The organism is Pseudoalteromonas sp. Scap06 (assembly GCF_013394165.1).
In the GTDB taxonomy this organism is placed as follows: Bacteria; Pseudomonadota; Gammaproteobacteria; order Enterobacterales; family Alteromonadaceae; genus Pseudoalteromonas.
In genome coordinates, this window is the sequence record NZ_CP041330.1 from 3,212,988 (window position 1) to 3,232,574 (window position 19,587).

Consider the following 19,587-nt stretch of genomic DNA (forward strand, 5'->3'; position numbering starts at 1 on the left):
CCCCCCTCTATCGCTAAGCGATTAAATCGCCACAGAGTAGCACCAGATCAAGTGATTTTTTGTTTTCATTTCGTTTTGTACACAAAACAATCAAGTAAACGTTAATAATAAAAACTTTTCATTAAACTATTTGCAACATTTATAAAAGCTTGATATTGTTACTCCCGCGTTAACATAACAATAACAATAATCGTTAATATAAAAATAATAAAAATCTCTAATAAAAATAAGAATGCTTGTTTAAACAAGTCCAATAAAGAAATTAAACCACCGTAATTGGTGGTTTTTTCTTTCCTGCAATAAATACTTACAACTTATACCCGTAAACAAAACCCTCTGTGGTACTACATCTATTTTACTTGTTGATATACACGCCAATTAAATATATCTTGGATGATAGAAACTTTATTACCAATTTAAAATCCAACCCAGCTTAGGAGAAGAATTATGCTGAAGCGTGTAGAAAAAGCTCAACAAAAGTGGGGGGGTAGCCATACGGTCATCGACAATTGGTTAAACGAACGCCAAGAGCTGATTGTACTTTACTGTAAAATTGCAGGCTTTTCACCTTACGAGAAAAAAGATCAGTCTTTGCCTGAACCGTCTCAAATTCAAGCTTTTTGCCAAATATTGATGGATTATCTATCGGCTGGGCACTTTGAAGTGTACGACGATATTGCTAAAGCTTGCGAAAAGAAAGGCCTAGAAAGCCAACAACTGGCAAATACTATATACCCACGTATTTCAGATACCACAGACATTGCTCTGGATTTTAACGATAAATACGCTGAAGTAGACGCTGAAGATTTATTAGTAGGATTTGATAATGACCTATCGGTAATGGGTGAAGCACTGGAAGCGCGCTTTGCACTTGAAGATGAGTTAATTGATAACTTATATTCTAATCACGCAGATTAATCAGTTATTCAGTGCAATAAAAAAGGGACCTAGGTCCCTTTTTTGTTTTATATAAATACTTATTCTGCAGCGGCAGCTTCTGCATCATTTTGAATTTCTAATAACTCAACTTCAAAAATAAGTGTTGAATTAGCAGGAATTTTACCTAAATCACGGTCACCGTAAGCAAGGTCTGAAGGAATGGTAAATTTGTACTTAGAACCTACAGGCATAAGCTGTAAGCCTTCAGTCCAACCAGGAATAACACGGTTTAGTGGGAAAGTTGTTGGCTCGTTACGTGAATAAGAGCTATCAAATTCAGTACCGTCTAAAAGAGTACCTTTATAATGTACTTTAACCACGTCAGTCGCTACTGGCTTAGCGCCTTCGCCTTGGCTCAATACTTCGTACTGTAAACCAGACTCAGTAACCATTACGCCTTCTTTGTTAGCATTCTCAGCTAGGTATTTTTCACCCTCAACTTTGCTTTTTTCAGACTCAACCTTTGCTTTTTCTTCTTGTTTAGTGCGCACTGACTCATCTAATGCTGTTAATACTTCACGAATTTTTTCTTCGTCAATTTTAGCATTACCGGCAAGTGCATCTTCAAAACCACGCATTAATAATGCTTGATCTAATTCGATACCAATTTCTTTTTTATCCGCTAGGTCTTTATTTAAAAAGTTACCTACAGATGCCCCAATACCGTAAGCTTGTTGTTGCGCTACAGTATCTAGTTTAACGTCTGCTTGCTCTTTTTTTGCTTCTTGATTACAAGCTGTAAGCGCTAAAACTGACGCTGCAATCAATGACAATTTAATCGTCTTTCTCATTTTAAATCTCCGACACACTTTGCAGTTGTCATTTATTGTAATATTACTAGTTAAAGATTAACGGCCTACATGGTAGGCTGCTTGTTTAATAGCTAAACTAAAAACATATCCAGTGATTAGACAAACAACCTAGGCGTTTTTCGCAACCTAGTCTAACCTCTCAGTCACGAAGAGTTAAGAGGAAATACCTGTAATATGTCGTTATTTCGTACTTTTTTAGTTGCTACCTGCTGTTTATTAACAATTGCATGTAGTGATGAAAAACAACAAGCAGTGGCTAGTTTTGAGCACACGGCACAAGGTGCTTTCTCATCCGCACTCTCGCATGATGGTCAATACAGCTTAGTGTCTTCTATCAATCATGGGGTCGCACTTTGGGATAATCAACAGCAAGCCCTTAAATACCAATGGTTTCAACAACAAGCGCAAGACAGCCTTGTTTACGCTGTAGCCATTGCTTTTGATAATAGCGTGGCTGTTACCGCCGAAAAAACCACCTTCGCCGTTTGGGATATTGCCACAGGCAAAAATAAAGGCTTTTATAAAATACAAAAAGCCAGCATCCGCGATATTGCCATTAGTAACCAAGGCAACAGTGTTGTGTACGGGCGCAGCGATGGCGTTGTAGTATTTATAAACCTTAACACAGGCAGACGCATTGAATTTTTAGGCCATCAAGATAAAGTAAACACCGTAGACCTATCACCTAATGGGCGCTATGCATTGAGCGGCTCAAACGATTATGTGGCCTACTTATGGGATACCCAAAGTGGACAAGTTATTCATCGCTTTAATCACCCAACCCGAGTAACCCGAGTCGCTTTAGATCCTCAAGGACGTTATGCTTTTACCGCCGACAGTATGGCACAAGCAAATGTATGGAAGCTGACTACAGGTGACCTTGTTAGTAAACTAAAGTATATTGCGCGTCAGAAAATTTTTACTGCGGTGCGCTTTAACGACCAAGGCACTTTATTAGCAACCGGTTCACCGAACAAACAGGTGGATTTATGGCAGCTAAACAGTGGTGAAAAAATTCAAACATGGCAAGTGACCCCAAGAGAAGGCAGTAGGCCAAAATCGGCAGTGGTACTTGATGTGACATTTACAGATAACGGTAAATCATTGTTAACTGAAAGCTCAAGCGGAATCGCTGAGCGCTTTATTATACGAGAACCAAATGAACACAATTGAACATCGGTTAATGGAACTTGAGGCTAAAGTGGCTTTTCAAGACGAAACGATTGAAATTTTAAATGATGAAATAAAAGTTCACCAGCAACAGTTGGCAAAAATAAAGCGCCAAACCGAGTTGCTGGCTGAAAAACTTAAAGAGTCGCAGTCATCACAGCCTATGATGTCGAATATGCCAGAGCCACCGCCGCCGCATTATTAAGCAGCACTAACAAGGCACTAATCGCCTGGATTAAACACGCCAATGATCTGTTCAAATTGGCGTGTTGATGCCTGCACAGCCTGCTCTGGTTGAGCCATTTTATGGCCACACTGCATACATTCAACTTTTTCTACGTCGTGCTCTTTGTAAAGCATTAACATATCCATGGTTTTACACTCAGGACACGTTGCTCCAGCAATAAATCGTTTTTTATGTTTCACTTCGCTTTTCCTACCATTTTGACTGACGTTATTTTATCGCAATATTTGCCTACTTGATACGATTGATATGGCTAATAAGATCCGTGTTATAATGGCGGCAATTCAATCAAGGCACAGTAAAGTAACGTATTTATGATCCAAATCTCAGAAATAGAACTGCTTCGCGGTGGCAAAGCTTTATTAAAAAATGCATCGGCTACATTATTTCCAGAGCACAAAGTAGGCCTTGTTGGTGCCAATGGCTGTGGTAAGTCAACGCTATTTAGTTTATTAAAGTCTGAGCTTTCGTTAGATGGCGGTAATTACAGTATTCCTAAAGATTGGTCACTGGCCTCGGTAAAGCAAGAAACCCCCGCCCTTGAAATAAGCGCCATAGATTACGTACTGCAAGGCCACCCTGAATATTATGCGCTACGAATTGCGCTGCGTGAAGCCGAGCAAAATAACGATGGCGACACTCAAGCTAAAGTGCATATTCAGCTTGAAAACATTAAAGGCTATAGCATAGAAGCCAAGGCAGGTGAGCTTTTACATGGTTTAGGCTTTGCTAATAATCAAATAGAAAACCCGGTTAGTGCATTTTCGGGTGGTTGGCGCATGCGCTTAAACTTAGCCCAAGCGCTTATTCGCGATGCCGACTTACTATTACTGGATGAGCCAACAAACCACCTAGATTTAGATGCCGTGTATTGGCTCGAGCGTTTTTTACGTGCCTACACCGGCACGCTAGTACTTATTTCTCATGATCGTGAGTTTTTAGATGCTGTGGTTGATCAAATTTGGCATATAGATAAACAACTTATTAATGTGTACAAAGGTAACTACTCGCAGTTTGAACGCCAAAAAGCTGAGCGCCTATTGCAGCAGCAAGCCATGTTTGAAAAACAACAAGAACAAATAGCGCATCTTGAGCAGTTCATTACCCGCTTTAAAGCCAAAGCTAGCAAAGCCAAACAGGCACAAAGCCGTGTTAAAGCGCTAGAGCGAATGGAAAAACTTGCCCCAGCACACGTTGACTCGCCATTTGATTTTGAATTTGCCGAGCCAACCGCTCTGCCCAATCCGCTATTGACACTCGACAAAGCCAAAGCCGGTTATGGCGATGTCACCATTTTAAACAGTATTAAGCTGAACTTAGTACCAGGCAGCCGTATTGCACTACTTGGCAGAAATGGCGCAGGTAAATCAACACTGATTAAATTACTATCAGGTGACTTACAACCTCAAGCAGGTGAAGTGTTTCAGCATCAAGGCTTAAACATTGGCTACTTTGCGCAGCATCAACTGGAGTCTCTAGATTTAAAAGCCAGTGCCGTCACCCACCTGCAACGCTTAAACCCAAAAGCCAGCGAACAATCATTGCGTGACTTTTTAGGCGGTTTTGCCTTTGTAGGCGATAAAGCACTCGACCCTGTAGCACCGTTTTCAGGCGGTGAAAAAGCCCGTTTAGTACTGGCTATGTTGGTTTATCAAAAACCAAATTTACTACTACTCGATGAGCCAACCAACCACCTTGATTTAGAAATGCGCCACGCTTTAGTTATGGCATTACAAGGCTTTGAAGGCGCTATGGTCACGGTATCGCATGACCGTCATATGCTTAAAAATACCGCCGATGAATTTTATTTAGTTGATAATGGCGAGGTCACCCAATTTGGCTACGACCTAGATGCATATTATCAGTGGCTGCTTAATGCTAATAAAGAAGCCGCTAAAAACGACACCTACGAAGAGCCAAAAGCCCATTCACAAGTTAACCGTAAAGAGCAAAAGCGCTTAGAAGCCGAGTTTAGAAAAGCGATTCAGCCGCTGAAAAAGCAAATTGAAAAACTTGAAAAGCAATTAGATAAATTTGCTGCAGAACTAGCTGACGTTGAAGAGGCGCTAGGCGATAACACTCTCTATAACGACGAAAATAAAGGCAAGCTTAAAGAGTTAATTACTAAACAAGCCACACTCACGCCTAAGCTTAACGATGTTGAAGAAGAGCTACTTATGGCCCTTGAAGAAATGGAACAAAAAGAGCAGGCATTCGCCGATGAACTTGCTTAAAAGCAACGATTTTTGGCAGTTTGCATGTAACCTTTATAGCAAAGGTGACATGCAAACGCGCCTGTTGGATTATCAAAACCAGCTAGGTAAAAACGTCAACCTATGCTTGTTGCTGTATTACTTAGATTCTCTCAATCTAGCTATTAACCAAACACAGCTAAACAAGCTTGAACAATCAATTAGTGAGTTTGATAAGCTGGCATTGAAGCCTCTACGAGCCACACGTGCCTACTTAAAAGCCAATCAAGCCGAGATTACAGATTACGCCGCAATTCGAAAAGCACTTCTCGGTGCCGAGCTAAAATTAGAAAAGCAGCAACAAATAATATTGATTGATGAAGTTAATAGTATGAATTTAACACCTTGTGCAACGCCCAATAACAGCGATAAATATTTGTCATAATTTTTCACTATTAATTTCATCAGATCATAACGCCATTTATATTATGAATTTTAGCTTTTATATACATGGTTACTTTGGTTTACTTTTATACACCAAGCTATATATCTTTAGTTTTGTATTGAAATACCTCTTCTAAAGGTAAGTTAAAAACTAAAGAAATTTTAAAAGCCACCTCTAAAGTGGGTGAATATTTATTTGCCTCAATTGCCATTACCGTTTGCCGCGTTACGCCAATAGCATCTGCTAACTGCTTTTGCGTCATTTCATCGCGTAAAAAGCGTAATGTTCGAATAGAGTTAGTTATTGCATACTCACTCATAGATATCACCCGTTCTGCCTTTATAAAGCTGCGCTATGTAATTGACTATTTCGGCAATCAAAAAAGCGCCTACCATGATATGCATTGGTAAATATGGAATATTATATTCGATAGCTGGGCCCCAGTTATTAGCTTCAATTTGATATTGAAAAATAGCAACACAAATTCCCGCCTGTAAGATTATGGCCTTATATTTATAACCCACTAAATTTATTTGCTTTTCTCTCACATCAGGTGGCTGATTTAATTCATTATCACTGATAAATGTAAGTAATAAATAGCTCAATACTATAAGTATCACAGAATAAATTAGCACCTGTAGCAATAAGCCAGATAACCAAGAAACAGAACTAAGCTGCTGCGTACTCGCATTCATTAGGCTGTTTACATAAAAGTAAGATATGTACACGCTTACCAGTAAATCGATACTCAGCGTCAGTTCTCTAAAACTTATGCTTTGTAAAAGTTCTTTAAAGTGCTCTGAACGAGTCATATAAAGCTAACTCCAAGTAAAATATTTTTGACTTTTAAACTATAAGTTCACTTTTTAGCCATGTCAAATATATTTAACACCAGGTTTATTTTATTTAACCTAAAACAAAGCAACGGTTATTCAAAGCTGAACTTTGCTGACCATCTTTATTATAAAAGTGATTAAAAAATCGCAGATAATTTACTAAAAAGTGCAAAATCGACTTAACTTTATTGATCAAAATCAACATCTGCATTGCCCATTTTATAATCTGTAAAATAGCTTGATCTGGATCATATCAAGTACCACTGAGCCAGCCTATGATTACCTCATAGACATCAGGAGGCAATTATGGACGTATTCTTTAGAGATTTTTTTAGCGACCCAGTACTATTTTTATCATTTGGATTTTTAGGCGTCGTTATTAGTTTATGCCTCTTCTTTGTGTATTTTTTCATGAAAAAAGTACACGATGCAGACATTAAAGAACAGCATTAAGCACGACGCACAAAGCGCCTTATTAGTTTACTGATTAGGCGCTTTTTATTTTTAAATATAAAAAATTTGCTACACTAGCGCTTCGTTAATTGCAAAGTGCGTAGTACAGACATGATCCCTAAGTTCAAACCCGCATGGTGGATGACCAACCGACACGTTCAAACCATAATACCGCGTTTTTTCCGCCCTTTTCATCATACTCGCTACGAACTTGCGCAACTTGATACGCCCGACGGAGACTTTATTGAGCTTGCTTGGTCACTTCCGCATAACGAAAAAGCACCACTCGCAGTGGTACTTCATGGGCTTGAAGGCAACATAAACAGTTTTTATGCCAAAGGCATGATGAAGGCATTAAAAAAGCAAGGCTTTGCTGTCGCATTGATGCACTTTAGAAACTGCTCAACCGAAGTAAACCGCTTACCCAGAGCCTACCATAGTGGCGACACCGCCGATTTAGCTTTTTTTATAAATCATTTAAAACAACAATTTCCAAATCGCCCTATTGTAGCGGTGGGTTTTTCATTGGGTGGTAATGTACTCGCTAAGTATTTAGGCGAAGAAAACATTCACTGCCCGCTTAACGCAGCTGCCGTGATATCTGCGCCCTATGATTTATCATCATCTAGTGATGTTATTCGTAAAAGCTTAGGTAAAATTTATCAAAAATATTTGCTCGATCGAATGAAAAAGTCGATGCAACGTAAATTACCGCAAATTAAACAACAGATACCGATCACCACTGATCAATTAATGGAAATTGACGATTTATTAGAGTTCGATAACCAGCTTACAGCACCGTTGCATGGCTTTGAGAATGCACACGATTACTACAAAAAAGCCAGTGCGATGCCGTACTTAAAAGATATTGCGACACCTACACTAATTATCCATGCCAAAGACGACCCTATGCTGTCGATTAAAGCGGTTCCAAGTAGTCAGGATGTAAGTGAGCATGTTACGCTGCGTATCTCTGAAAAAGGCGGCCACGTTGGTTTTATTAGCGGTAACAACCCGTTTAAACCGGTGTATTGGTTAGAGCAAGTGGTGCCTGATTATTTTAAGCAATGTGTATTTAATAACACCGATAAAGAGTGACTATGATTATTCCTTTTGAACAACTTGATAAAGACACACTGTACAACCTAATTGAAAGCTATGTACTGCGTGAAGGCACAGATTATGGCGAACAAGAATTCAGTATTGAAAGTAAAGTGGCGCAAGTAAATCAGCAATTAAAAAGCGGCGAAGCTATGGTGTTTTTCTCTGAACTGCACGAATCGGTCACCATAATCTCTAAAAGTGAATTCAAAGCACTGCAAAGTGAAGCGCAACTCGACGAGTAAACTTGTCAGACACGACGTAAAAATAGACAATGGTTTTTTTAACTCAAAGAGCCATTATAAATGATAAAACTAAGCTCACTAGTTGCTGCAATGTCGATTGCATTAACCGGCGCAGTCAGCGCTGAAATAACCCCTTCAGATAAAGCAATTAAGCTTGCTCACGATACCATTTTAATCGACACTCACATTGATGTACCTTACCGCATTCATGATAAATGGGCGGATGTAACTAAAGCCACTGAGGGCGGTGATTTTGATTACCCTCGTGCAGTAAAAGGCGGTTTAAACGCGCCATTTATGTCGATTTATATTCCTGCTCATTTAGAGTTTGAAGGCAAAGGAAAAAGCTTCCAATTAGCGAATCAATTAATTGATGGTATGGAAGCGATTGCGTTTCGTGCTCCAGATAAGTTTGCCATTGCTGACTCAACACAAGACATTGAGCAACAGTTCAAGGACAATAAAATATCAATCGCCATGGGCATGGAAAACGGGTCGCCTATCGAGGGCGAAATGAAAAACCTACAACACTTTTTTGATCGTGGCGTACGTTACATCACCCTAGCTCACTCGCAAAGCAATCATATTTCTGACTCATCATACGATATTCGTCGCAAGTGGAAAGGCTTAAGTCCATTCGGTAAAGAGCTAGTAAAAGAGATGAATAACATCGGCATGCTGATTGATGTATCGCATATTTCGGACGATGCATTTTATCAAGTAATGGAATTGTCTAACACACCCGTTATTGCATCACACTCTTCACTACGTAAATATACGCCTGGTTTTGAGCGTAATATGAATGACGACATGCTGTTAGCCCTTAAAAAGAACGGTGGTGTGATTCAAATTAACTTTGGCTCAAGTTTTGTTACTTCAAAAGCCGGAAGTTGGTACGATCAATTCAAAAGTAAAAAGCAAACAATTACTGAAGAAGGCAAAAAAGTAGCTAAAGATTTTGATGCTATGTACCGCGCTAAAAATCCATTCCCATTTGCTAGCCTTGAGCAAGTGCTTGATCATATTGATCACGTTGTGAAGCTAATTGGTATCGATCATGTTGGTATTGGCTCTGATTACGACGGTGTAGGTGACTCACTGCCTATCGGCTTAAAAGATGTATCTAGCTACCCTAACCTAGTTCAAGGTTTGATGGACAGAGGTTACAGCGATACCGATATTAAAAAGATTTTAAGCGGCAATACACTAAGAGTATGGAAGCAAGCTGAGCAATACGCAAAATCGCATTAAGCTTTATGCGCTAGGCTTAGGTCTAGCGCTTTTAGCCACTTAAAACACCGTATTTCGCCACTCACGCCCCGCCTTCTTAATTAATCCGTATATTTCATCTTCATTTAACACACTTTTTAACAGACTTATATTTCGAAAACAGATAAATTACCCATTTTAGAGGCAGATTATTTTATGACTATAAACAAAGGAACTATTGCGATTACTATAGCAACACTTGCCTTGGTAATTTCATGCTACGGAACATTTTTTAAAAATCAGCCAAGTTCGCTTAATAAACCCAAGCAGCAACAGCTAAGCCCCACAGTTTCTATTAGTACTCCTACAGAATACCAGCAATCAAATGAAGCCTTAATTGACGAACTAAGCAAGAAAGTAAGTTCGCTACAACGCCAATTAGCTAACTTAAAACTACACGCTAATGGCTCTTATCAAGAACAAGATACCGACGAATTTAAGGAACTTGTTCTTAACGTACTTGAGGAAAAGCAGCAGCAAGAAGCTGAGGAACTGCGCGAGCAAAATCCTCTTTATGGTTTTTATGCAGATTTACCAGAAGACTATGATTTAAGGATCAAATCAGAACCAGATTATGCTAAACAAATAAACTCTCAATTAAGAGAGCAAACTTTAGATCCAAGCATGGCAGATTTAGATAGATTATCTGCACTTAGCCAACTGCAAATGAATATGTATATTCTAAATAAATCTACTATGCCTGAGTATGACTATGAAGTAGTAGGTAACATTTTAAATTTAGCGAACAACAGTAGTGACGAAAAATTTAAAATTCAAGCTGTTGAGTTAACAACTCAAACACCGGTACTTGATTACCGCCTTGCAGAACAATTTACAAACTTGTTAGAGCGAGACACGAATGATTATATCCGTCGCTTAGCTGCACAAGGGTTAATGGCGCAATACTACCAAGCTCAAAATAAGCAAGATGGCTATACGAAGCAAATGGCGCAGCATCTACTTTCAGTTTATGACAATAGCTCTGGCAATGCAGTCAGGGCAACGCTTGACGAAATGATGGGTAACCAAGATATGCTTGATGAGTTACGTAAGAATGCTGGTTACTAACTGATTAAGTTCATTTTCCTGCTCTGTTACAGTAATAAAATTAATACTTACACTTTACCACAGACATTAAAAAAACCGAGACTTAGCTCGAGTTTTACTAATGCTTAATACATTACAACTGATGATTACTCTACGATCATTGCTACAAAGCACCTACGCCTAAGGTAAGAGAGCCACCTTTATGCTTTATTCTCTAAATTGAAGGCATTAAAAAACCCGAGACTAAGCTCGGGTTTTTTTAATGCTTAATGCATTACAGCTGTTGATTACTCAACGATAGTTGCAACAACACCAGCACCAACAGTACGGCCACCTTCACGGATAGCGAAGCGAAGACCTTCGTCCATCGCGATTGGCGCGATTAGAGTTACTGTCATCTTAACGTTATCACCAGGCATTACCATTTCTACGCCTTCTGGTAACTGTACGTCACCTGTTACGTCAGTTGTACGGAAGTAGAACTGTGGACGGTAACCTTTGAAGAATGGAGTATGACGACCACCTTCATCTTTAGAAAGTACGTATACTTCTGAAGTGAATGTTGTGTGTGGGTTGATTGAACCAGGCTTAGCTAGTACTTGACCACGTTCAACGTCTTCACGCTTAGTACCACGTAGAAGTGCACCAATGTTCTCACCAGCACGACCTTCGTCAAGAAGCTTACGGAACATCTCAACACCAGTACAAGTAGACTTAGTAGTCTCTTTGATACCAACGATTTCAACTTCGTCATTCACGTTGATGATACCAGCTTCAACACGGCCAGTTACAACAGTACCACGACCTTGGATTGAGAAAACGTCTTCGATAGGCATGATGAATGGCTTATCGATGTCACGCTCTGGCTCTGGAATGTAAGAATCTAGTGCTTCTGCAAGCTCTACGATTTTAGCTTCCCATTGCTCTTCGCCTTCAAGTGCTTTAAGTGCAGAACCTTGAATTAGTGGTAAGTCATCACCTGGGAAGTCGTATTCAGAAAGAAGTTCACGAACTTCCATTTCTACTAGCTCAAGTAGCTCTTCATCATCAACCATGTCACATTTGTTCATGAATACAACGATGTAAGGAACGCCAACTTGGCGAGAAAGTAGGATGTGCTCACGAGTTTGTGGCATAGGACCGTCAGTCGCAGCAACTACTAAGATAGCGCCGTCCATTTGAGCAGCACCAGTGATCATGTTTTTAACATAATCGGCGTGACCAGGACAATCTACGTGTGCGTAGTGACGAGTAGGTGTATCGTACTCAACGTGAGAAGTTGAGATTGTGATACCACGCTCGCGCTCTTCTGGAGCGTTATCGATTGATGCGAAATCTTTAGCAACACCGCCGTATACTTTTGCAAGTACGTTAGTGATTGCTGCAGTTAGTGTAGTTTTACCGTGGTCAACGTGGCCGATTGTACCAACGTTTACGTGCGGTTTTACGCGTTCAAACTTTTCTTTTGCCATGACGGAACCTATCAGTTTTGTGTATCTAGATTACATATGAAAATAATCCACCATAGGTAGATTAAGTTAATTTTTTCAAATTTCAAATAGTTTTTTCTGACAGATAAAGGAAGTGTTTAAGGAGATTCAATTGACTGGTGCTGATAGGCAGATTTGAACTGCCGACCTCACCCTTACCAAGGGTGCGCTCTACCAACTGAGCTATATCAGCATCATCAAATTGGAGCGGGCAGCGGGAATCGAACCCGCATCATCAGCTTGGAAGGCTGAGGTAATAGCCATTATACGATGCCCGCTTTAAGGAACCTGTTCTTAAACTACCTCTAACCGTCTAGAATAAAGTGGTGGAGGGAGCTGGATTCGAACCAGCGAAGGCTGAGCCGTCAGATTTACAGTCTGATCCCTTTGGCCGCTCGGGAACCCCTCCACGATAATTCTTTATACTAAGCACTTCCGGTAAAAGGAAAGTGGTGCCGACTAACCGAGTCGAACGGTTGACCTACTGATTACAAGTCAGTTGCTCTACCAGCTGAGCTAAGTCGGCACTGCTTTAGTACGGGGCGAGATTCTAGAGTAAGGTTTATTGGGATGCAACCAAAAAATTAAAAAAAATGTGATTTTATGCTTCAAACGCTCACTATTCGCGCAAAAAGCAGTTTTTTTGTTGTTTTTAACTCTTTTTAGCTAACTCATACCAGTAATTTAAGCCTTTCATCACTAGCATTGGGTCGAAAATACTGTCTGAAAAATGCCCTTGTAATAGCTGACCATAACCACCAGCAAAAATTAAAAGGCTATTTTTTGTATTCAAATGCAGCTTTGCTTGTTCAATTGCGCCAATAGTTGCCACTAAAGCGCCATTTTTTAATCCGTTAGGGGTATTTTTGCCAAGCTCATTAGCAAATGGCGTGTTTGCATCATCAAATACGCGCTGAGTATTTTGGGTGAGTGAGGCAGTCATTAAATCAAGCCCTGGTAATATCCAACCACCTAAGTGCTGCCCATCAATATTAAGGACGTCTATAGTCGTTGCCGTGCCTGCATCAACAACAATTGCGGCCGTATTAGGGTAAAGCGTGTAGCCACTAATGAGCGCCAACCATCTATCTATACCCAAATTACCCACTTGTTGATACGCGCAATGTAACGTACCTAGTTCATGACTAACCGTAGCCTCAAAGCAATCGATATTTTGTGCTTGGGCTTTTTCTAATAGCTGCTTAAGTAATTCACTACGGCCCACACAAGCGTATACAACAACCGTAATTTGCAGCCATGGAATATTATTAGTATCGCATGGCTGTATTTGCCCACCTTGCCACAATACAGCTTTGAGTGAGGTATTACCTACATCAATGAGTAATCTCATGCTTGCGCCTTTCTTAATGAAATCTCACCGCCATAATAACTTTTCACTTCACCGTCTTGGCGAATACGTACACCACCGTGCGCATCTATACCTTCACAAATGCCACACCAACTTCGATGTCCGGTATTAAGCTCTACCTGCTGACCAGCAAATGCATTTAATGCATTCCATTGTTGATACATAGTTTGTAAGCCATTCTCACGATATTGCGCTAAGCGTTGCTCTAAACAATAAGTTAATGAAGCTACTAGTTGATTTTTATCTAGCTGCTGGGTGTGCTGACTTAAATCGGTCCACGCTTGGTCAATGTACTGACTGGCACTTTGTGGCATATTTAAATTAATACCAATCCCTATTACCAACTGACATGGCCCTTGTGGCTGCCCATCTAATTCTACCAAGACACCTGCGAGTTTTTGTTTGTTTATATAAATGTCGTTTGGCCATTTAAGCTCTACTTCAATACCATAAAGTGCTTTTATCGCATCATACACCGCTAAACCAACAGCAATCGATACGCCCATCGCGGCTTGTAAACCATCATCTAAGCGCCAAAAATAACTGTAGTATAAGTTTGCACCAAAGGGTGATTGCCATACTCGGCCTCGACGCCCCCGCCCTGCTTGCTGCATTTCGGCTACAATCACGGTACCCGATTTTAGTGCTGCTTTAGCTTGAATGCGGCGCATTAACTCGCTGTTGGTTGAATCAATCAGTGGTTGCACTTCAATATTCGCGGTATTAGCGCCTAACTCAGCATAGTGCTGCTGTATGCTTTGCTGATTAAGTAAACCTACTTGGTTATTTAAGCAATAGCCTTTACCTGTAACTTTAAATACATCTAAGCCCATAGCCTGTAAGCTTTGAATATGCTTACTTACCGCCGCGCGACTTATTCCTAATTCATCGCCTAGTGCTTGCCCAGAGACGAACCCACCTTCATTCAGTGCATTTAAAATAGCCAGCTTGTTTCCATCAGGTGCCTTCATACTGATTGCTCCAAAGAGATATGGCATTCATTGTGTTGATCAATTAACCGCACTTCATGTTCTAAACTTATGTTGTAACGTGTTAAAACAATATCCTGAATGTGAGCAATCATATTAATTAAATCATCCCCTGTACTATTACCATGATTAACTAGTACCAGCGCTTGTTGTTGATGCACTTCTATACCTGCAATTTTATATCCCTTCAATCCCGCTTGCTCTATTAACCACCCTGCAGCCACTTTATGGTGACCGGCACCATGCGGGTAATGAGGTACCTCAGGATATGTCGTAATTAACTGCGCTAATTCACTATTGGTGATAATAGGGTTCTTAAAAAAACTGCCCGCATTAGCCAGCTTATAGGGATTTGGGAGTTTGCTGTTACGCGTTTGTATCACTTGTGCGCACACTTGCTGTGGCGTCGGGTTTTTTAGTTGTTGTAGCGGGCCATAACTGAGTACTGGCTGCCATATTTTGGACAACTTAAAGTGCACTTGGGTGATCACTGCTTTATTTTTTAGCGCGTGTTTAAATACCGATTCACGATAAGCAAAGTGACATTGCTGATTAGTTAAAGATTTAAAGCTACCGCTATCAATATCAAAATAGTCAACAGCTTCAATAAACTGAGCTATTTCTACGCCATAGGCACCAATATTTTGTACTGGTGCAGCACCGACTGTACCAGGTATGAGGGCTAAATTTTCAAACCCCGCGATACCTTGCTCCAGCAAGTAAGTCACTAATTGATGCCAATTTTCACCGGCAGCTACACTAACTAAAAAGTCATGCGAGCGCTCAGTTATAGTAATGCCTTGGGTTGCCATTTTAATGACCGTGCCTGCATAGTCATTTAAAAAAATAGTATTGCTGCCCTCACCCAACAAACAAAAAGGGACTTTAAAGCACTGACTTTTAAGCTGCGCTGAGTCGGTAATCTCGACAAAATTTTGGCATTGGCTACTTAATGCAAATGTATGTAAGGGTTGTAATGAGTGCGGCACAAAGCCCTCTAAAGGTAGCAGAAATTAATCGCTCTAGTTTAACTCATCGTCGCAAATTGCGCATCAGCTTGTAAAAATTGTTCAACCCACTGCAGCAATCATGATATAAAACCTGCACTTTTTTTATTTGTACTCAAGGTAATTATGAAAATCAAACCTCTTTTTTTAAGCCTAGCTATGGCAGGTATGTGCTCGCAAGCAATGGCCAGCGCTATTGATCAAAATTCCTACGCCAACCTTGATGATGTTATCACCACGCATTTAAACCTTGATTTAGACATCGACTTTGCTGATAAGCAATTGGAAGGTTTTGTTGAGCATACGCTACAGTGGCAAAATGCCAACAGTAAAAAGCTAGTACTTGATACCCGTGACCTTGATATTGATAAAGTGATGTATCAAACGGCAAATGGTAATTGGCATAAAGCTAGTTTCAACCTTGCTAACCGCGATGATGTTAAAGGCTCAAAACTAACTATTACCTTTAAAAATCAAGCACAAAAAGTTCGTATTTACTATAACAGCCGCCCAGAAGCGTCTGGCTTACAGTGGTTAACGCCAGAGCAAACTGCCAGTAAAACTCACCCGTTTATGTATAGCCAGTCACAAGCGATTCATGCACGTAGTTGGATCCCAGTGCAAGACACCCCAGCAATGCGTGTAACTTATAATGCGCGCATTCATACCCCTGAGGATATTCGTGCAGTAATGAGTGCTGATAATAAAGATGCTCTTTATAAAGATGGTGATTACCACTTCACTATGCCACAAGCTATTTCACCTTACTTAATTGCAATTGGTGCAGGTAACTTAGAATTTAAGGCCATGTCTAAGCAAACTGGTATTTTTGCAGAGCCGACTATTTTAGACGCCTCGGTTGCTGAATTTAATGACACCCAAGCGATGATCGACAAAACCAATGCCATGTACGGCGACTATGCATGGGGTCGTTATGATTTACTTATGCTACCACCTAGCTTTCCGTTTGGTGGTATGGAAAACCCACGCTTATCATTTATTACGCCTACGGTTGTTGCTGGCGATAAAAGCTTAGTTAATCTGATTGCGCATGAACTTGCACATTCTTGGTCTGGCAACTTAGTGACGAACGCTACATGGGAAGATTTATGGTTAAACGAAGGTTTTACCTCTTACGTTGAAAACCGCATTATGGAAGAGGTATTTGGGCGTGACCGTGCTGTTATGGAACAAGCACTTGATGCAGCTGGCCTACGTGCGCAACTTAAAACCATTGATGCCCCAGATACACGCCTTAATTTAAAACTAAATGGCCGTGATCCGGATGATGCGTTTAGCTCAGTGCCTTACACAAAAGGTCAGCTATTTTTAATTTACCTAGAAGAAAAATACGGCCGTGATAAGTTTGATGACTTTGTTAAGACCTATTTTAATGAGTTTGCATTTAAATCGCTAACCACTGCGCAATTTGTTTCTTACATCAAAGCTAACTTAATTGAAAAGTATCCAGGCGTAGTGAGCATGGATAAAGTAAACGAGTGGATTTTTCAGCCCGGTTTACCAAGTGATGCACCTAACCCAACCTCTGACGCGTTCGATAAAGTCGATACTGTAACAGCGAGCTGGTTAAAAGGGGATACAACTGCCGCACAATTACCCACTGCAAATTGGACTGTGCATGAGTGGCTACACTTTTTAAACAACTTACCGCGCGATTTAAGCATTGAAAAAATGACTGAATTAGACGGCGAGTTTAACTTAACCCAATCAACCAACGCAGAACGTGCGTTTGCATGGTACATGCTAGCAGTAGGTAATGGTTACCAACCGATTTACCCTGCGCTTGATAAGCATTTATCGGGTATTGGTCGTCGTAAGCTTATCGTGCCGCTTTATAAAGCGCTTATTACCAATGGTAAAAAAGATTGGGCACAAAGCGTATACTTAAAAGCACGTCCGGGTTATCACCCACTGGCACAAGGTACCATTGACGCATTATTTAAATAGCGTTATCAATAAATTAAAAAGGGCCAACTTGGCCCTTTTTTAATGCTTAATTATTTTGTTACTTTATCTAAAAAAGCCTGCCTTTCAGCGAGCGTTGCTTGTTGCCACCAAAAGTCGAGCATATTGGCAGCGCTTGGCATGCCCTTACCATTAATTGGCGCAATCGGTTTAATTGGGCGACTTGGTTTTTGTGGGCCGGCAGGGGTTTCTGAGGCCTGCTGATTAAACTGTGAACTTTGTAGTTGTCGTTCAGCTATCACATTTAATGGCTCAGCTAAGGTACTGCCTTTTGCTTTTAAGCTTACTTGCGGTGCCTCAGCAAATACTTTTGCTGCCACCGCATTTTCAGCACGATTAAATACTAAGGTGTAATCTTTACCTGCTTCAACGGTTACATTGACCCAAAAGGGCTCTGACTCAATCACTTCGTGATCGTCATAACCTAAATCATATAAATCTGTGTATTTAAGCTTTAACTGATAAGTACCCGGTGCTAACTCAACATCATCAACACGACTAAAAATCGAACTTTCAATGACTCGTTCACCCACTTGTAAAGGAACAAACTCCTCGGGAAAGTGAATGTTTTCTGCCAAACTAGATGCACTCACCAAGAGCGCCGCTACACTGCCTAATAATATTGATTTACGCATAATTACTCCTTTAGTTGATTTCAGTTTGACACTGCTGGCAAAATTTGTCATTAGTGGTATACATATTAATCGAAAAAATTAGAGTCATCATTATGAGTCAAGAGACTATTTTTACTAAAATTATTAATCGTGAAATTCCTGCTGACATTATTTACGAAGACGACCTAGCACTTGCATTTAAAGATATTAACCCTCAAGCACCCTTTCATGCGTTGATTATTCCTAAACAAGCCATTGCCACGATTAATGATGTCACTGAGGAAAACTCACATCTTGTTGGTCATCTATATGTGGTAGCGGCTAAGCTTGCCAAACAACTTAATTTTAGCGATGACGGCTACCGCGTGGTGATGAACTGCAATGAACACGGTGGACAAACCGTTTACCATATTCATTTGCATATGCTAGCGGGAAAAGAAATGGGCTGGCCTCCGTATCAAAACACTAAAAAAGTTGCGCTATAATCACTCATTAAATCCTGTATCTTAAAAAATACATTAAAAATACGGCGTTTTTCTTATATACCAAAAAAACAATTACTTATTTGCAACATTTTATGTTTAAATAATCGTAAATCGCACCTTTTCGCCAGTGAAATTGTTACTCCCTAATACAAAAGGTGTGCAGGGATCGTGGTAAGATTAATTAGCCAGCTTTATAAAAGAGTAAAATACATGAGCAGTTCAGCCTTTTTGTTGTTAGATGAAGAACCAATTAACACTATTGGTATTAACGTTTTAGAGCCTTTGTTAAAAACGCAGGGCCTAGACGTAACTACAGGTACGAATATTTTAGATGTTCCGGTAGGTACTCGCTTATTGTTCATTGAAACATCAAGTAAAGACGCATGGACTAAGCTAAAAGAGCAGCTCGTTAATTTACGCGTCAAATGCGATATTGTGTTGTTTAATTTAGATGAAAACCCAGAGCTTGCTAATCGTGCATTACTCAGTGGTATTCGCGGTGTATTTTACACCACCGATAATGCTGACGTATTAATGAAAGGGATTCGTTTACTACTTGAAGATCAGCTTTGGTATCGTCGTGATATTATGTGTAATGCGCTCAACCGTATGCTGCAATTTAACAAAGACGCACTACATAAGCTAACTGATGGCGATATTGAGCCAATCAAACTCACTAAACGTGAAAAAGCGATTATCTCGTTAATGAGTAACGGGTCGAAAAATAAAGAAATTGCTGAAGAGTTAAGCATTAGCCCACACACGGTTAAAACTCACTTATACAGCGCATTTAGAAAAACTAAATGCCGTAACCGTATTGAACTACTCTCTTGGGCACAACAAAATATTCCTGACGAAATTCGTTAAGGCTTATTTAAATAAATTTAATACAGG

The 19,587-nt window shown here is 40.1% G+C and carries 21 protein-coding genes and 4 tRNA genes; 12 read left to right on the forward strand and 13 right to left on the reverse strand.

Annotated elements, in window-relative coordinates; genetic code table 11:
* Window positions 1–447 precede the first annotated feature (447 nt).
* The gene (gene rsd / locus FLM47_RS14890) at window positions 448–918 is read left to right on the forward strand and encodes a sigma D regulator (protein WP_138608398.1); all 471 of its coding nucleotides are present in this window, start codon (window positions 448–450) and stop codon (window positions 916–918) included.
* Window positions 919–977: 59 nt separating this feature from the next.
* Here the strand turns inward: rsd and fkpA are convergent, their stop codons facing one another.
* Complete coding sequence (gene fkpA / locus FLM47_RS14895; protein ID WP_138608400.1) at window positions 978–1,730, reverse strand: FKBP-type peptidyl-prolyl cis-trans isomerase; 753 nt, start codon at window positions 1,728–1,730, stop codon at window positions 978–980.
* Window positions 1,731–1,925: 195 nt separating this feature from the next.
* Here fkpA and FLM47_RS14900 point away from each other — a divergent pair, with 195 nt between their 5' ends.
* Together FLM47_RS14900 and FLM47_RS14905 are read left to right on the forward strand one after the other, a co-directional pair.
* Window positions 1,926–2,924, forward strand: a complete 999-nt coding sequence (locus FLM47_RS14900; protein ID WP_178956753.1) for a WD40 repeat domain-containing protein — start codon at window positions 1,926–1,928, stop codon at window positions 2,922–2,924.
* A complete protein-coding gene (locus FLM47_RS14905) occupies window positions 2,911–3,126 on the forward strand; it encodes a SlyX family protein (RefSeq protein ID WP_008465625.1) in 216 nt (71 codons plus the stop codon). The genes FLM47_RS14900 and FLM47_RS14905 overlap by 14 nt, the downstream gene beginning before the upstream one ends.
* A gap of 17 nt (window positions 3,127–3,143) precedes the next feature.
* Here FLM47_RS14905 and FLM47_RS14910 read toward each other — a convergent pair whose 3' ends face one another.
* Window positions 3,144–3,347: a YheV family putative zinc ribbon protein gene (locus FLM47_RS14910; RefSeq protein WP_008114218.1), complete on the reverse strand. Its 204-nt coding sequence runs from the start codon at window positions 3,345–3,347 to the stop codon at window positions 3,144–3,146.
* Between the two features lie 132 nt (window positions 3,348–3,479).
* Here FLM47_RS14910 and FLM47_RS14915 point away from each other — a divergent pair, with 132 nt between their 5' ends.
* On the forward strand, window positions 3,480–5,399 hold the full coding sequence (locus FLM47_RS14915) for an ATP-binding cassette domain-containing protein (RefSeq protein WP_178956754.1): 1,920 nt from the start codon (window positions 3,480–3,482) through the stop codon (window positions 5,397–5,399).
* Window positions 5,386–5,802, forward strand: coding sequence for a TIGR02444 family protein (locus FLM47_RS14920; protein WP_010392333.1), 417 nt, complete (start codon window positions 5,386–5,388; stop codon window positions 5,800–5,802). The genes FLM47_RS14915 and FLM47_RS14920 overlap by 14 nt, the downstream gene beginning before the upstream one ends.
* 97 nt (window positions 5,803–5,899) lie before the next feature.
* On the opposite strand, the gene FLM47_RS14925 is transcribed toward FLM47_RS14920, so the two are convergent.
* Both FLM47_RS14925 and FLM47_RS14930 read right to left on the reverse strand, forming a co-directional pair.
* Complete coding sequence (locus FLM47_RS14925) at window positions 5,900–6,121, reverse strand: helix-turn-helix transcriptional regulator (protein WP_010392331.1); 222 nt, start codon at window positions 6,119–6,121, stop codon at window positions 5,900–5,902.
* Complete coding sequence (locus tag FLM47_RS14930; RefSeq protein WP_010392329.1) at window positions 6,114–6,614, reverse strand: hypothetical protein; 501 nt, start codon at window positions 6,612–6,614, stop codon at window positions 6,114–6,116. The genes FLM47_RS14925 and FLM47_RS14930 overlap by 8 nt, the downstream gene beginning before the upstream one ends.
* A 588-nt stretch (window positions 6,615–7,202) precedes the next feature.
* Here FLM47_RS14930 and FLM47_RS14935 point away from each other — a divergent pair.
* The 4 genes from FLM47_RS14935 (at window position 7,203) to FLM47_RS14950 (ending at window position 10,774) form a co-directional block, all read left to right on the forward strand.
* Window positions 7,203–8,189 (forward strand): hydrolase, encoded by a 987-nt coding sequence (locus tag FLM47_RS14935; protein WP_138608410.1) that lies wholly within the window; start codon window positions 7,203–7,205, stop codon window positions 8,187–8,189.
* Window positions 8,190–8,191: 2 nt separating this feature from the next.
* Complete coding sequence (locus FLM47_RS14940; protein ID WP_178956755.1) at window positions 8,192–8,437, forward strand: YheU family protein; 246 nt, start codon at window positions 8,192–8,194, stop codon at window positions 8,435–8,437.
* Window positions 8,438–8,497: 60 nt separating this feature from the next.
* On the forward strand, window positions 8,498–9,688 hold the full coding sequence (locus tag FLM47_RS14945) for a dipeptidase (protein ID WP_178956756.1): 1,191 nt from the start codon (window positions 8,498–8,500) through the stop codon (window positions 9,686–9,688).
* Between the two features lie 174 nt (window positions 9,689–9,862).
* Window positions 9,863–10,774: a hypothetical protein gene (locus FLM47_RS14950; RefSeq protein ID WP_178956757.1), complete on the forward strand. Its 912-nt coding sequence runs from the start codon at window positions 9,863–9,865 to the stop codon at window positions 10,772–10,774.
* A gap of 266 nt (window positions 10,775–11,040) precedes the next feature.
* Here FLM47_RS14950 and tuf read toward each other — a convergent pair whose 3' ends face one another.
* The 8 genes from tuf to murB all read right to left on the reverse strand — a co-directional run bounded on the left by tuf (window position 11,041) and on the right by murB (window position 15,590).
* Window positions 11,041–12,225 (reverse strand): elongation factor Tu, encoded by a 1,185-nt coding sequence (gene tuf, locus FLM47_RS14955; RefSeq protein WP_109875886.1) that lies wholly within the window; start codon window positions 12,223–12,225, stop codon window positions 11,041–11,043.
* A gap of 135 nt (window positions 12,226–12,360) precedes the next feature.
* Window positions 12,361–12,436: transfer RNA gene (locus FLM47_RS14960), tRNA-Thr, on the reverse strand.
* Window positions 12,437–12,446: 10 nt separating this feature from the next.
* Window positions 12,447–12,521, reverse strand: a tRNA-Gly gene (locus tag FLM47_RS14965).
* A gap of 46 nt (window positions 12,522–12,567) precedes the next feature.
* A tRNA-Tyr gene (locus FLM47_RS14970) sits at window positions 12,568–12,652 on the reverse strand.
* A gap of 41 nt (window positions 12,653–12,693) precedes the next feature.
* Window positions 12,694–12,769, reverse strand: a tRNA-Thr gene (locus tag FLM47_RS14975).
* A gap of 126 nt (window positions 12,770–12,895) precedes the next feature.
* Window positions 12,896–13,594 carry a type III pantothenate kinase gene (locus FLM47_RS14980; RefSeq protein ID WP_178956758.1) on the reverse strand — a complete coding sequence of 233 codons (699 nt, stop codon included), beginning with the start codon at window positions 13,592–13,594 and terminating at the stop codon, window positions 12,896–12,898.
* Window positions 13,591–14,583, reverse strand: a complete 993-nt coding sequence (gene birA / locus FLM47_RS14985) for a bifunctional biotin--[acetyl-CoA-carboxylase] ligase/biotin operon repressor BirA (RefSeq protein ID WP_138609568.1) — start codon at window positions 14,581–14,583, stop codon at window positions 13,591–13,593. The genes FLM47_RS14980 and birA overlap by 4 nt, the downstream gene beginning before the upstream one ends.
* Window positions 14,580–15,590 (reverse strand): UDP-N-acetylmuramate dehydrogenase, encoded by a 1,011-nt coding sequence (murB, locus tag FLM47_RS14990; protein ID WP_178956759.1) that lies wholly within the window; start codon window positions 15,588–15,590, stop codon window positions 14,580–14,582. The genes birA and murB overlap by 4 nt, the downstream gene beginning before the upstream one ends.
* Before the next feature lie 144 nt (window positions 15,591–15,734).
* On the opposite strand from murB, the gene FLM47_RS14995 reads away from it, so the two are divergent.
* On the forward strand, window positions 15,735–17,576 hold the full coding sequence (locus FLM47_RS14995) for a M1 family metallopeptidase (protein ID WP_178956760.1): 1,842 nt from the start codon (window positions 15,735–15,737) through the stop codon (window positions 17,574–17,576).
* A 50-nt stretch (window positions 17,577–17,626) separates the two neighbouring features.
* Here the strand turns inward: FLM47_RS14995 and FLM47_RS15000 are convergent, their stop codons facing one another.
* Window positions 17,627–18,229, reverse strand: a complete 603-nt coding sequence (locus FLM47_RS15000) for a DUF2057 domain-containing protein (RefSeq protein ID WP_010392289.1) — start codon at window positions 18,227–18,229, stop codon at window positions 17,627–17,629.
* Window positions 18,230–18,321: 92 nt separating this feature from the next.
* Between FLM47_RS15000 and FLM47_RS15005 the strand changes: the two genes are divergently transcribed.
* Window positions 18,322–18,693 (forward strand): histidine triad nucleotide-binding protein, encoded by a 372-nt coding sequence (locus tag FLM47_RS15005; RefSeq protein WP_010392287.1) that lies wholly within the window; start codon window positions 18,322–18,324, stop codon window positions 18,691–18,693.
* Window positions 18,694–18,903: 210 nt separating this feature from the next.
* Window positions 18,904–19,560 carry a response regulator transcription factor gene (locus FLM47_RS15010; protein ID WP_138609560.1) on the forward strand — a complete coding sequence of 219 codons (657 nt, stop codon included), beginning with the start codon at window positions 18,904–18,906 and terminating at the stop codon, window positions 19,558–19,560.
* Window positions 19,561–19,587 lie beyond the last annotated feature (27 nt).

Coding starts and splice junctions, on each gene's coding strand:
- rsd (WP_138608398.1), top strand. CDS start 448: ATGCTGAAGCGTGTAGAAAAAGCTCAACAAAAGTGGGGGGGTAGCCAT.
- fkpA (WP_138608400.1), bottom strand. CDS start 1,730: ATGAGAAAGACGATTAAATTGTCATTGATTGCAGCGTCAGTTTTAGCG.
- FLM47_RS14900 (WP_178956753.1), top strand. CDS start 1,926: ATGTCGTTATTTCGTACTTTTTTAGTTGCTACCTGCTGTTTATTAACA.
- FLM47_RS14905 (WP_008465625.1), top strand. CDS start 2,911: ATGAACACAATTGAACATCGGTTAATGGAACTTGAGGCTAAAGTGGCT.
- FLM47_RS14915 (WP_178956754.1), top strand. CDS start 3,480: ATGATCCAAATCTCAGAAATAGAACTGCTTCGCGGTGGCAAAGCTTTA.
- FLM47_RS14920 (WP_010392333.1), top strand. CDS start 5,386: ATGAACTTGCTTAAAAGCAACGATTTTTGGCAGTTTGCATGTAACCTT.
- FLM47_RS14925 (WP_010392331.1), bottom strand. CDS start 6,121: ATGAGTGAGTATGCAATAACTAACTCTATTCGAACATTACGCTTTTTA.
- FLM47_RS14930 (WP_010392329.1), bottom strand. CDS start 6,614: ATGACTCGTTCAGAGCACTTTAAAGAACTTTTACAAAGCATAAGTTTT.
- FLM47_RS14935 (WP_138608410.1), top strand. CDS start 7,203: ATGATCCCTAAGTTCAAACCCGCATGGTGGATGACCAACCGACACGTT.
- FLM47_RS14940 (WP_178956755.1), top strand. CDS start 8,192: ATGATTATTCCTTTTGAACAACTTGATAAAGACACACTGTACAACCTA.
- FLM47_RS14945 (WP_178956756.1), top strand. CDS start 8,498: ATGATAAAACTAAGCTCACTAGTTGCTGCAATGTCGATTGCATTAACC.
- FLM47_RS14950 (WP_178956757.1), top strand. CDS start 9,863: ATGACTATAAACAAAGGAACTATTGCGATTACTATAGCAACACTTGCC.
- tuf (WP_109875886.1), bottom strand. CDS start 12,225: ATGGCAAAAGAAAAGTTTGAACGCGTAAAACCGCACGTAAACGTTGGT.
- FLM47_RS14980 (WP_178956758.1), bottom strand. CDS start 13,594: ATGAGATTACTCATTGATGTAGGTAATACCTCACTCAAAGCTGTATTG.
- birA (WP_138609568.1), bottom strand. CDS start 14,583: ATGAAGGCACCTGATGGAAACAAGCTGGCTATTTTAAATGCACTGAAT.
- FLM47_RS14995 (WP_178956760.1), top strand. CDS start 15,735: ATGAAAATCAAACCTCTTTTTTTAAGCCTAGCTATGGCAGGTATGTGC.
- FLM47_RS15000 (WP_010392289.1), bottom strand. CDS start 18,229: ATGCGTAAATCAATATTATTAGGCAGTGTAGCGGCGCTCTTGGTGAGT.
- FLM47_RS15005 (WP_010392287.1), top strand. CDS start 18,322: ATGAGTCAAGAGACTATTTTTACTAAAATTATTAATCGTGAAATTCCT.
- FLM47_RS15010 (WP_138609560.1), top strand. CDS start 18,904: ATGAGCAGTTCAGCCTTTTTGTTGTTAGATGAAGAACCAATTAACACT.